Here is a 13857-nt window from a genome sequence, read left to right as displayed (position 1 = left end):
TAGTACCTTACTGATCACTCTTCCATATTGATGGCGTAAATAATGCTACTACTGTAAATAATTCTAGCCTACCTAGTAACATTAGTATCGAAAAGAGCCATTTACTTGGAACGCTAAAGAAACTATAATTATTCGCTGCTCCAACTAAACCAAAACCTGGACCAACGTTTCCTAGAGTAGCAGCTACAGAACTACTTGTAGTTATTAAATCGTACCCTTCTAATGATATTAATAGAGTGCCTAATACAAACACTAATATATATAAAACGAAAAAGCTTGTAATACTTCCTAAGATGCCTGGAGTAATACTTTTATCATCCACCTTTAAACTAATAACAGCCCTAGGATGAAAAATTTTCTGCAATTCTACCTTAATTTGTTTTATTAATATAAGTATCCGTATTACCTTAATCGATCCAGCAGTTGACCCAGCTGTACCTCCTATAAACATTAGAAAAAAAAGTATTACCTTGGTGAATGTAGGCCAAAGATCAAAATCTACAGTTGAGAATCCTGTAGTTGTAATAATTGAAACAACTTGAAAAACAGAATCTACAATATTATTACCTAATGAATGATCTGTAATATACGCTAAATCAATAAAGATAAAAATTGATGCTACTATGATTATACCCATATATAACTTTAATTCACTATTATCAAATATGTTTTTAAATTTTTTCTTAATTATGTTGTAATAAATAGAAAAATTCACACCGCATAATACCATAAAAATAGTTATTACAACTTTTATATACGTGCTATTGTAATAGCCAACACTTAGAGACTTAGAAGAAAAACCACCCGTTCCAACTGTTCCAAATGTATGTATAGCAGAGTCTAATGGAGTCATTCCACCAAGTAGCAGCAATATAAACTCTGCTATGGAAATCACTGTATAAGTAATATATAGAATTTTTGCAGTATCCTTTATCCGAGGGACAATACGTTCCGATGTTGGTCCAGGACTCTCTGCTCTAAAGATCTGAAACCCACCTGACCCCATTGCTGGAAAAATAGCAACTGTTACTACTAGGATACCCATACCACCAATCCAGTGAGTAAAAGAACGCCAAAAAAGCATGCTATTATCTAGTGCTTCTACATTAGTTAAAAGGGATGCCCCAGTAGTTGTGAATCCTGACATAGTTTCAAAGAAGGCATCTGTATAAGAAGGTATATTTCCTGAAAAGTAAAATGGCAATGCACCAAATACAGATGCTATAATCCATCCAAAAGTCACGATGACTAATCCATCTTGAATTCTAATCTTTTTAGTCATAGCAGGTCTAAATGTCATAATTAGACCTACAATAACAACTAATGCTATAGTTATTAAAAAAGCACTAGTACTCTCTTTTTCGTTATAAAATAATGCAATGAAAAATGATGGAACCATGGTTAATCCTAAAAGTATTAATAATTTCCCTAAAACCGCTCTAACTATTCCTCTATTCATTATAAAGTAAAAAACCTCTCAATACTTGGGAATTGATCTATCAAACTAAAAATAATCAATCTATCCTTTAATATTATACGTGTATCTCCATTTGGAATAATAACATTCTTATCTTGCATCATTGCTCCCACAATTACACCTTTGGGAAAAGGTATTTCACTAATTGTTTTACCTATATATTTAAATTGATCATCTACGATCATTTCTATAACTTCAACATTTCCACCAAGTAGGAATGATACTGAAACAACTTGACCACCTTGAATAAATTTTACAATCTCAGCAGCTGTAATCTCTATGGGATTCAGGGCAATATCAATACCCAAACGTTCAGATATGTGCTTATGACTTTGTCTGCTAACCTTAGCTATTACTTTTTTAACATTTAATTGCTTTGCTCTAAGAGACATAAATAAATTATCCTCATCATGACCTGTTACACCAATAAAAGCATCCATCTTATCTAAATCTTCATCTTCTAACAAATCTATATCTGTGCCATTGCCATGTATAATTAGCACATCCTCTAGTAGTTCAGATAATTGTATACATCTATTATAATCTTCTTCTATGAGTTTTACATCTATACCAAGCTTATTTAGTCGCTTTGCTAAGTAGTAACCAACTTTTCCACCACCCAAAATCATTGCTTTTTTAACTAGATGTCCATTTTGCGAGGTCTTTTTTGATTTTAAGAGGTGATCAATATCCTTACTCTTTCCAACAATAAAAACAGTATCTTCTTTTTCAATAATTGTCTCTCCATATGGAATGATAGTCTCTCCATTTCTCAAGATAGCTACTATGGTAATATAATTTACGTGGCTAATATCTTTTATTTTCTTGTCTATAAAAGAATCAATTTCACTTGCCTTACAATCTAGCACTGATATACTTCCACCTGCGTACTTGCCATGAAAAAAATTATATTTTTGTGCTATGTATCTTGTAATCTCATCAGCCACAGCTAACTCAGGGTTAACAACGAAATCTATATCCATAGTAGACTTAATAAAACTAAGCTGTCCCGTATATTCAGGATTACGTATTCTTGCAATAGCTTTTTTACAGCCTAGTTTTTTAGCTGTCATGCACACTATAATATTAAGCTCATCAGAGGTAGCAGTTGCGATGACTAAATCAAAATTAGAAATTCCAAGATCTTTAAGTACGTCAACATTTGCACCGCTGCCTTTTATAGTCATTACATCTAAATGTTCATTAATTTTTTCTAATACTGCCCCATTTATATCTACTAAAGTAATTTCATCGGCGCTACTTAGAGTTTGAGCAATGTTGTATCCTAATTTGCCAGCACCTACTATTAATACTTTCATCTCACATCTCCTAAGTATACAATATCGTCATATCCAACTATTATACTACAAATAAATTAATATTCAATTAATTTGCTCTAATATTGATTATATTATAGATTTTCTTTGTATTTGAACCTATTTAATTCTTTTATATTATAACTAAATAGCTATTATACCAAATGTTGATAAAATTGAGCTTAAAAGTATTGCAATAATAAAAATTGGTGCAATATATTTAATCATTATGTTAAACATTTTCTCTTTTTTAAAGTCAGATGACAGCTTGACTTCGTCTGAAATAACTTTAGTACCAACTACAAAACCGATAAAGATACATGTCAATAAAGCTCCTATAGGCATTAATACAGCATTTGTTATAAAATCCATTAAGTCTAAGAAATTTAGATTCAATATTTTAAAGTTACTCCATATACCATTTCCTAACGAAGATGGTACTCCCATAACAATCATAAAAACAGTTGTCAATGCCACTGCTTTATTTCGTGCAATCTTATACTTATCACATAAAGATGAAACTACGGCTTCCATTAAAGAAATCGCTGATGTAACAGCTGCAAGAAGTACCAATAGGAAGAATGCGCTTCCTACGATAGTGCTTAGACCCATGCTATGAAAAACTTTAGGCAGCGTAATAAACATCAGTCCTGGACCGGCACTTAAAGCTTGTTCATTTCCACCAGAGAATGCAAATACTGCTGGAACAATCATAAAACCTGCCAGTATTGCAATACCTGAATCAAATATTTCTATTTGTCTTACTGATTTTTCTATATCATCATTTTGCTTTAAATATGAACCATATGTAATCATAATTCCCATAGATAGTGATAGGGAATAAAACATCTGACCAAGTGCAGCTAATACGCCTTCAATTGAAAATCTTGAGAAATCTGGTATTAAGTAATACTTCAACCCTTCTATGGCACCAGGCAATGACATAGAGTATATTCCAACACCTAGTGTTAGAATTATTAATGTTGGCATTAAAACTTTATTAGCTTTTTCAATACCATCTTTTACTCCTCTTAGAACTACTATAGCGGTCATTAATACAAATATTATTTGCCATATTATTGGCTCTACAGGGCTTGAGATAAAATCAATAAAAAAATTATCATTTGTCGCGGAGATATAACCACCTGTAATAAATGTAACGAAATATTTAATAACCCAACCACCAATTACACTATAATAAGGTAAAATTAAACCTGCCACTACAACAGCTATAATCCCAATAAAACTATACTTTTTGTTTATAGCCTTATACGCACCAATAGGGCTTAATCTTGTCTTTCTACCTAAGACGATTTCAGTCATCATTATTGTGAACCCAAATGTTAATACAAAGAATATGTAGATTAGTACAAACAATCCTCCTCCATACTTTGCCGCAAGATATGGAAACCGCCATATATTCCCTAAGCCTACTGCTGAACCAGCAGCAGCTAGGACAAACCCTATTTTATTTGAAAACTCACTTCTTTCATTCATAATATGTCCCCCTTCGTGTTTTATGCCAAAAGATATTATAACATCATTTGACAAACAGAGAAAGGCATTTTATTTGGTAATCCAATTTTTAAAACTAAACTGAGTGGTTTGAGTAGTCGATATAATAAAGAGAGTAGCCTTTTGAAAAATAAAAAGCTACCCTCTTTTTCTTATCAGTAATATAAGAAATCTGTTTAAATTAAAAAGTCTTTTTTGATAAAATAAGTATGTGCTACTAGATAACATAGTATTATCCATCCTACATTAACAATTATTCCCAATGAACCAGTCATGGATGGATTATTATAATACATCGCGATATTTCCAGTAATCAGGCCATCTAATGATGAGTAACTTGTAAAAAAATACTTTCCTAATCTTTGTAATGCTGAAAACTGAAAAATAATAGTAGCTGCTATTAAAGAAACTACACTTGTTCCCATTGATACCATGCTGCTTTTTACTAATGTGGAAATCATAAAAACAAATGAAGTTATTGTTACAATAAATAGACCTTGAATAAGGAATAATTTTATAGTATACTGCCATACTGGAATTATTTCACCGCTATTTGGCACCATAGTTAGTGGATGTCCTCCATTTTCTAGAAATATTGAAGTATCAAATTGGTATGCTGTACCCACTATACTCGGATAAGAACTATCTCCAAAACCATATATCATACCAACAAAAATAAATGCTAATATTTCAACTAATATTATTAAACTTACAGAAGCTATTACTATGGCAATAAATTTAGATAAAATCACTTTTCCTCTTGAAACCGGTTGAGCTAATAGTAATTTTAAAGTTGGTGGTGTACATTCACCTGAAACCATATCTGCTGCAAATACTGCAATTCCTATAAATAAGAATACTTGTCCTAGGGTAGATATTAATTGATTTATAAAAATAAATCCATTGAAATCGTGATACTCTTGCGGTTCAATTTGATTGTCTCTTAAATATTGTAATTCATCTAATTGTAAATTCATTTGTGCTAATTCGCTTGCATTTACATTAGCTCCGTCTTCTAGTATCATCTTTTCTTGTTGTTTGATTTTTTGATCTAAGGTATCTCTCCAATCTATATCTTCTCCTATAGTACTCATAATTAATGCCTTTTCTGATTCTAATTGATTTATTTCTCTATCTAGATCTTCAAGGTACTCACTAGTTTTTACTTCATCACTTTCAATATCTTGTGGAATATTATTTTTTTCAGTCTCCAAATATATAATATTACTTTCTATATTTTCTATCTGAAATTCGGGGGTATCATACTTTTTCATATTTTCTGCATTTGATTTAAATCCATAAGTAATAAATCCAGTAAGTAAAATTAACCCTATAAGCACAACAAATGTTTTCTTACGCATAAATAATTTATATAATTCTTGTCTAATTAATGTAATCACCTTATTTGCCCCCTTCTACTAATTCCATATATCTTTGCTCTAAGCTATCGTACTTAATAAATACTTCATTTACATCAATATTATTTTCAACTAGTGTTTTTATAATCTGTGCTGACGAGCCTTTCTTTGCTGTTACAATATAGTATGATTCTTGTTGTGACACATTTTCAACGCTTTCAATTTTTCTTAATAAATCTAATCCTTCAAGTGTTTGGCTAATATTAATAGATACTGTTTCTGTTTCATTATTTATAGATTGCTTTGTAATACTTTCTATTGCCTTTATTTCACCATAATTAATAAATGCAACAGTATCGCAAAGCTGTTGCACCTCACTCAATATATGGGATGAAATAAAGACAGATGTATTCATCTCTTTTACAGCATTTTTAACGATTTTTCTAAAATCAATTATTCCAGAGGGATCCAATCCATTAGTCGGCTCATCTAAGATAAGTAATTTTGGCTTTGATAATAGTGCACAAGCTAATCCTAATCTTTGCTTCATACCCAATGAGTATTTTCCAACCTTATCTCCTATTCTTTCTGTAAGATTTACTATTTCTACTACTTCGTGTACGTTTTTCATGGGAATCTTTCTAATTTCTGCTATCAGTTTTAAATTTGCCATTCCTGATAAATAATTATACATCTCAGGATTTTCTACTACTGCACCTATTTCCGACCTAGCTTCATTACCTTCTTTGACAGTATTTTTCCCAGCAATATTTATACATCCACTATCAGGTTGGATAAGTCCGACAATCATCTTAATAGTAGTCGTTTTACCAGCACCATTTGGCCCTAAAAAACCAAAGATTTCTCCCTCACCAATAGAAAGATTAATACCTCTAATAATTTCTATTTTTCCAAGCTTCTTGTGCACATTAGTCAATTCAAGTATATTCATTTTTTTCTCTCCTTTACAATTACTTGAGATTATTGTAACAATATTTTCCTAATCTTGTATTAAAATATTATTAAAATTTTCTTAAGATTACAATCTAATACTTAATTAACCAAATCTCTAAAATAGGAAATTTATTCATTATGTACGAATAAATCTCCTATATATAAAGTTAATAAAACAATTTATCAATATAACTTTTTGTAAAATCTTAATGGTATAATATTGTTAGTAACTATTTATCGGAAGGAGTGACTAATGAGTTCTCATAGTAATAAGTGAGTATCTCAAATATATTATGAATATAATAAGTAAAATGAAATCAACTTTACTAAATCTTCAAAAGAGTATATATAGATTTCCTCTAACTATAGGACTCTCTGGATTTCTACTACTACTTTTAATTATACTTAATGAATCTATGTCAAATATGAATGATAAACAAATAGAAATATTTAGTAAATTTAATATGACAATAGGATTAAGTGTACTGCTGTCTATATGTATAGGATTATTTATAGAGAGATTTTATATTACCAGTCTAATCAAACGTATTATCCTTTATACAACTGGGATAATTGCACTAGTGATATATTACTATAATTTTTTACCCTCATTGGATTTCGTCTATTTACAAAAATATATTAGCCTAACAATCATCTTAATTATTGGATTTTTCACAATACCTGGGTTAAAAAGCAAGATATCATTCGAAATGTACGTAATCAAAGTCTTCTCATGTATTTTAATTACATGGATATATTCTCTTGTGTTATATTTAGGCTTAATTGCTATTCTTTTCACTACTAATACTCTATTTGATCTCAATGTGGATGCAAAATTTTATTATTATATTTTCCTAATTGTTTCACTTGTATTTGCAGTACCATTACTCTTATCTAAAATACCTATGAAAGATGATAATCTTGAAGATTATCCATATTCTAAATCTCTAAGAGTACTTCTGTTATACATTGTAGTACCTCTAATTACTGCATATACTTTAATTCTATATGCCTATTTTGCAAAGATTCTTTTTACTGCAGAGTGGCCAAAAGGTTTAGTTTCTCATCTAGTTTTATGGTACTCAACAATAAGCGTTGGTATCATCTTCTTAATCAGACCTATTATCAAAGATAATCTAATAGGAAAACTCTTTGTAGTATGGTTTCCTAAAATAGTTATTCCCATTTTAGGCATGATGTTTGTATCTATAGGACTAAGGATTAATCAATATGGCATTACAGAAAATAGATATTTTGTAGTCTTACTTGGCTTATGGGTTACATGCATAATGATTTATTATTCACTAATAAAGCGTTCAAAGAATATAATTATACCTATTACCCTAGCATTTACTATATTTATCGCCGTATTTGGTCCATTAAGCGGATCTTCCTTATCTATAAAAAGTCAAAATAATAGGTTTAATGATATATTAACTGCAAACAATATGATTTTAGAAGGTGCGTTAGTTAGTAATCAGGAGTTACCTAACGAAGATAAAAAAGAATTGAGTAATATTATTTTTTACTTTGAGACAACTCATTATCTAAATGATTTAGAAGTTTTACCTGATGATTTTAAAACTTCTGATATGGTATCATTACTTGGTTTCGCCTATGCGCCTCAATACGAGGACTACCAAGAATATTTTTATAACGGCTTAGATATTTATAACACACCGATTTTAATATCAGATTATGATTATTTTATAAAAATAAGTACTTGGAATAATCAACGAATAGATATAGATAATCTAAATATTCATTATGATATAAAATCTCATGATATTATAGTTAAAGAAGGAGATTTTACATTATTAGATACAAATATTATTGAAAAAGGAAAAGAAATATACTTAAGTGGAGAAATGTCTTCTGGAAAAGAGATGTTCAATGATATTGAAAGTATGTCATTTGAAGAAGAAAACGCAAATATAAAAGCGAAATTTATATTTGCAAATATTAGTGGGCGTATCAATACTGATAACATTTCACTTGAAGATGTTGAGTTCATTCTTCTAATACAACTCAAATAGTAATTAATTTACAATGTAATATGGGTAATAAGATAAACCACAATCACCGAAAGGCATTTGTGGTTTATTTAGTACTATATAGATCTAATTTCTATTGTGTATTTCTTTAGTAGTAAATTTTCTCCCTTTAATAGTTGTCTCTTTTAAGTCTTTTAGTACTTTCTTTCCTTGACCGCCAAAAATTTCTACATAAGTACAGGTTTCTTGAATATCTATTATACCTATATTGTCTGCACTTATTCCTTCAATATTAGTAAGTGCTCCCATAACATCGCTTGGTCTTAATTTTTTCTTTTTTCCGGCATTAATTCGAATACGAGTTATTTCCCTATTAATTTCGCTAGTCTTGCTTATCTTTAATTTTAATCTAGTACGCTCTTTTGGCATTTTTTTATCTTCAAATAAATCATCACCTAGATCACTTAAATCACCTCTAGGTATTTCAAACTCTAGATATGACTCTATTTCATCTAATCTTCTTTGTTCTCTGTGAGAAACTAAAGTTATAGCAATTCCCTTACTACTTACTCTACCTGTCCTACCTATTCTATGAACGTAATTTTCTCTTTCTAGGGGTACTTCATAGTTAATTACATGAGTGATATCTTCTACGTGTATTCCTCTAGCCGCAACATCAGTCGCTATTAGAAAATGTATTTCTCCTCTTTTAAAACCATGAATAGTTTGGATTCTTTCCCTTTGAGTCATACCTCCATGTAGTGTAGCACACGAAAACCTCTTTTCATTCATTAATTTAGATAGATACTCTGTCTTATCTCGGGTATTACAAAACATAATACAACTTCCAGGTTTATCTCTTGTAATAATTTTCATAACGGTGGAAAATTTATCATCTTCTTCGACTGAATAATATATCTGTTGTATTTTCTGTGTAGTATCTATATTTGCCTTTACTTCAATTCTTTTGCTATTAATCATGTAAGCATTGCATATTTCTTCAATTCTTTCGGGCATAGTTGCAGAAAAAAGAAGTGTAACTCTATCATCTGGTAATTTCTTAATAATACCTTCTACTTGATCAATGAATCCCATGTTTAGCATTTCATCAGCTTCATCAATTATTAAATACTTAATTTCATTTATATCTAAATTTCCTCGTTCAATATGATCCATAGTCCGACCAGGTGTACCAACTATTACATGTACTCTTTGTTTTAAATCTCTTTTCTGCATGTCTATAGGATGTCTACCATATAGTGCAGTTGCTCTGACTTTTTTAAACCTTCCAATATGAGACACATCTTCTTTTATCTGTAATGCCAACTCCCTTGTAGGGGCTAAAATTAAAGCTTGAGGTTTTTTATGTTCTATTTCTATCTTCTCACATAATGGTATTGCGAAAGCAGCAGTTTTTCCACTCCCTGTTTGAGATTTTACAATTAGATCCTTATTTTTCAATATAAATGGTATTACCTGTTTTTGTACTTCCAGAGGAACAAAATACTCAAGCTTTTCTAATGCTTTTAATATATCATTACTTATTCCTAAATCTTTAAAGTTAACTTCACTCATTTTCTACTACCTCTCATTTAAGTATCATCATAATTTTTTTAATAACAATACTGCTTTTCTATTACTTTTATTAGCAAAGTATATAGTTTGAATATTTTCTTTAGTGGATAACCATTATACATCATTACTAGTGTAATAATGAAATAAAATTTTATCTATATTAAATCTATTATATATAATGATATACTGATCTACTCAGTAGTATCTAATAATTGTAGGTTCTCTAATATTATTCCTAAATGGTAATTATAAATGTAATCTAAATTATTTGATAATTCTCCCAAATCAATTTTATTTACATCAAAGTTTAAATTTTCTAGGATTTTTAGATTAGCATCTGTTAGATGCCTTCCTTCTATAATGGGTGCTATTACTCTTAAGTGAGTGTATATTTCTTTTAAAATACTAACTGTTGATTTAACGTACCCTATTCTTTGCTGACCAGATTTCTTTAACTTTACTTCCGATTCGTATTGCTTTAACTCGTCTGACAAATTAGTTAAATCAAAATTCAATTTATCTAGTTCCATAAAACAAACAGTACAAACAGATTCATTTACTAATTTATAAATCTCTTTAATTATAGTATCCATTTGTCGTCTGATGCTTTTTTCGAAATTATAAGGATGAATTAAAAAATTCACAACCAGGCTAATAGAAATACCAACGAAAGTATCGAAAATTCTCTCAACGCTATAAAACAACACCTGGGATTCACCTAAATCAAATAAAATTGAAATAAAAACAATAGTTGCAATTGTAATAGACTTATTCCAGTTTAATATATTACATATATAGATAACAACTACTATACCTATTGTGGCGAGAAATACATCATTCGGACGCACAAGCGCAAAAGCCAACCCAAATACAGCCCCTAGTGCAGTACCCATTAATCTATTAAGACCAATTTTAAAAGAATGCATGACCGAACTTTCCATAGATACAATAGCTGCAATTACTGCAAATAATGGGTATCTAAAATCAAAAATCTGATAAATAGCAATACAAATAAAAACAGATAATGCAGTTTTTATATTTCTCATACCAATCTTATAAGACATTTTATACTCCTCTATTGCTCACTTAAATGGTAATAGTTTGCTTTCTTAATTACAACTATTTCTAGTAATAAACTTTTACATATTCCTAAGTTGTATTAAATATATAAATAGTTAACAAATTAATTCCTATTTTATATATCTTCTCTGTTGATAATTTCAAACCAAAAATTCGTTTCAGTATCTTTTACACCACTTTTTTCTCTATACGAAATGCTTTTTATAAACTTAAGCGATCTATTTCTACCCCTTCTTTGACATAAATATAAATCTCTCATTTCTATAAGTACCATAGTCTTTAATTCATAATTCATACGAATATCAATGAACTCTCTAGCGGAATTATCGTCTTTAAATACACCGATGATAACCCCACGATGTTTATCGTTAATTCGAACTTTTATTAGCTTATCATTATCTCTAAACCATTGTTCTCGTTCGCAACTATCGACTTCATCTGAATTTGTAATACTCCTCTCCTCCTTGGTATTATTTGAAATTTGCTTATTTTAATTTACAATATATTTATACCAAATTGTAGTAATGATTAAACAAATATAGTTATTAGGTTTTGTATTGAAGATCGTCTATATACGGGATTAAAGTGATAATTATAATAGCTTACCTGTTTAAAACATATATCTGAAAATATATAAATTGAGTATTGTACTTTAGATTGAAAAAAATTGACGTGAACAGTTTAATAGAATAAGTAAAATACAATATACAAGGGCGATTCATGAATCATGAATCGCCCTTGTATAAAACGCTTACTCTTAAAAAAAGGTTTTATTTATCTAATCCCGAAGGCATCGTTTACAACGAATAACTATCAAAAGTAGTTGAATTATTTAGCCCAACCTTGAGATATTTTAACACCCTCTGCTGCATTTGTAGTAAAGGCATCTGCTCCTATATGTAAACAAGCTTCCTTAGTTACTGGGTTTCCACCAATAATAACTTTCACACTATCTCTAAGTCCTGCCTCTTTAAGCCCATCAACAGTGTCTTTCATAGCTTCTAGTGCTAAAGTAAGTACGCCACTCATACCAACTATTAATGGTTTTACTTCTTTTACTTTTTCTACGAATGCACTTACAGGTTGGTCAATTCCTATATCAACAACTTCAAATCCAGCTGCCTCACTCATACTCTTAAATATATTTTTACCAATGTCATGTAAGTCTCCATGAACAGTTCCTAATACTATAGTTCCTACTGTTGCAGTTGCACCACTACCAATAACAGGTTTTAGTACATTAATAGCTTCTGTAAGTAATTCCCCAGCGAAGATAAGATCACCAACGAAGTACTCTCCTTTTTCAAACAAATCTCCTACTACAGCCATACCATCTTGACATGCGGCTACAGCCTTTTGTCCGTCTTCTTCTGATGGATTACTAGCTACAAAACTATTTAGCATCTCCATTACTGAATCTTCTTCCAAGTCTCCTACGGCTTGAGTTAATACTTTTAAATCGATCATTATTAATCCCTCCTAAATAACATACTGAAGTATGTTTAATGCAATATTAACATACCCGAGTATGGATGTCAAATATTTTATATAAATTATAGTCTTTACATTTTTAGTAAACTAGCTTGTAGAGTCCATATTGATTTTAATGTACTAATACCAAATGAAACAGCACAAATATTGTGGTTAATCTGCAGCTTTTTAAGTAGACTCTACGTATTATCACTACAACTTATGATATACTAAATTGAAAAGCATGATTCAGGAGGCGAGACGTGAGATTCGAGCTTTTAGCTAAAGCCAAAAGTAAATATTTTAGCTTGTGAAAATCTACAAGTCTCTCATCTCTAGCTTCTAGTTTCCTGCCTCTCATTTATGATATACTAGTATTAGAAGAGTGACACGACTAAAATAAATATTAAAAATAAGGTTGATAAATATGAAAAATGAACAAAATAAAAAGACAAAAAAAAATCTTCAGAAAAAAGCACTTGATTTATTTGAAACGCGAGGTTACGACAATGTAACAATAGACCAAATTTGTAAAGAGTTAGGTCTTACTAAAGGTGCATTTTACCACTATTTTAAATCTAAATCTGATATATTGTTAAAAAGCCAGGTCTACTCCGAAGGTAATTTAATGAATTTTTATAACGATCGTATTCATTTACCTGCTCAGGAGCAGTTGAGATCAATATTTGATTGGTATATTTCTTATTTTTCTTCAGATGATTTCGAGAAATTTAATGCTTTTGCAAAAACCCAACTAGAACACTACAATAAAAACTATCCAATTACAAGCATTACTCAAAGAATGATATTAAAAAACATTGTTAATAAAGGTATTGAAAATAAAATATTTAAAAAAGAGTTAGATGCAACAGAGATATCGAGTTTTATTTATACTTATATTTCAGGATTATCTTACCTATGGAATGCAAATCACGGTAATTTAGATATGGCAGATGAGTTAGATAAATTTTATAATAAATTTTTATTACCTCTGTTAAAACCCTAAAGAAAGTTAATAGTAAAAACCATTTAGGATTATTATCTTGTCAACCGCTAGAAACACGCTTTGGCGAGTTTCTAGCGGTTACGCGGTAGTCGCCAAATGTCTGCAAGCAGCC

The 13857-nt window shown here is 30.0% G+C and carries 11 protein-coding genes; 2 read left to right on the top strand and 9 right to left on the bottom strand.

Features of this window, described 5'->3' with window-relative positions; translation table 11 throughout:
* Positions 1–7: 7 nt before the first annotated feature.
* From GC105_RS01565 to GC105_RS01545, 5 genes are all read right to left on the bottom strand, one after another.
* Positions 8–1459: a TrkH family potassium uptake protein gene (locus GC105_RS01565; RefSeq protein WP_152800995.1), complete on the bottom strand. Its 1452-nt coding sequence runs from the start codon at positions 1457–1459 to the stop codon at positions 8–10.
* Positions 1459–2796: a Trk system potassium transporter TrkA gene (gene trkA, locus GC105_RS01560; RefSeq protein ID WP_152800992.1), complete on the bottom strand. Its 1338-nt coding sequence runs from the start codon at positions 2794–2796 to the stop codon at positions 1459–1461. Before trkA ends, GC105_RS01565 begins: the two co-directional genes overlap by 1 nt.
* Before the next feature lie 141 nt (positions 2797–2937).
* Positions 2938–4290, bottom strand: a complete 1353-nt coding sequence (locus tag GC105_RS01555) for a sodium-dependent transporter (protein ID WP_152800990.1) — start codon at positions 4288–4290, stop codon at positions 2938–2940.
* A 194-nt stretch (positions 4291–4484) separates the two neighbouring features.
* Positions 4485–5708, bottom strand: a complete 1224-nt coding sequence (locus GC105_RS01550) for an ABC transporter permease subunit (protein WP_152800988.1) — start codon at positions 5706–5708, stop codon at positions 4485–4487.
* A 1-nt stretch (position 5709) separates the two neighbouring features.
* Positions 5710–6618 carry an ABC transporter ATP-binding protein gene (locus GC105_RS01545; RefSeq protein ID WP_152800986.1) on the bottom strand — a complete coding sequence of 303 codons (909 nt, stop codon included), beginning with the start codon at positions 6616–6618 and terminating at the stop codon, positions 5710–5712.
* 295 nt (positions 6619–6913) lie between these two features.
* On the opposite strand from GC105_RS01545, the gene GC105_RS01540 reads away from it, so the two are divergent.
* Complete coding sequence (locus GC105_RS01540; RefSeq protein ID WP_152800984.1) at positions 6914–8656, top strand: DUF4153 domain-containing protein; 1743 nt, start codon at positions 6914–6916, stop codon at positions 8654–8656.
* 84 nt (positions 8657–8740) lie between these two features.
* Here the strand turns inward: GC105_RS01540 and GC105_RS01535 are convergent, their stop codons facing one another.
* From GC105_RS01535 to GC105_RS01520, 4 genes are all read right to left on the bottom strand, one after another.
* On the bottom strand, positions 8741–10189 hold the full coding sequence (locus GC105_RS01535) for a DEAD/DEAH box helicase (protein ID WP_152800982.1): 1449 nt from the start codon (positions 10187–10189) through the stop codon (positions 8741–8743).
* Between the two features lie 191 nt (positions 10190–10380).
* Entirely contained in the window at positions 10381–11253 is an 873-nt protein-coding gene (locus GC105_RS01530; RefSeq protein WP_152800980.1) for an FUSC family protein, read from the bottom strand.
* 131 nt (positions 11254–11384) lie between these two features.
* Positions 11385–11564: a hypothetical protein gene (locus tag GC105_RS01525; RefSeq protein WP_152800978.1), complete on the bottom strand. Its 180-nt coding sequence runs from the start codon at positions 11562–11564 to the stop codon at positions 11385–11387.
* A 533-nt stretch (positions 11565–12097) separates the two neighbouring features.
* Positions 12098–12736, bottom strand: a complete 639-nt coding sequence (locus GC105_RS01520) for a cobalamin B12-binding domain-containing protein (RefSeq protein ID WP_152800976.1) — start codon at positions 12734–12736, stop codon at positions 12098–12100.
* A 430-nt stretch (positions 12737–13166) separates the two neighbouring features.
* On the opposite strand from GC105_RS01520, the gene GC105_RS01515 reads away from it, so the two are divergent.
* Entirely contained in the window at positions 13167–13745 is a 579-nt protein-coding gene (locus tag GC105_RS01515; RefSeq protein WP_152800974.1) for a TetR/AcrR family transcriptional regulator, read from the top strand.
* Positions 13746–13857 lie beyond the last annotated feature (112 nt).

It is taken from the genome of Alkalibaculum sporogenes (assembly GCF_009362815.1).
Classification (GTDB): domain Bacteria; phylum Bacillota; class Clostridia; order Eubacteriales; family Alkalibacteraceae; genus Alkalibaculum_A; species Alkalibaculum_A sporogenes.
This window is presented reverse-complemented; position numbering and strand designations above follow the sequence as displayed.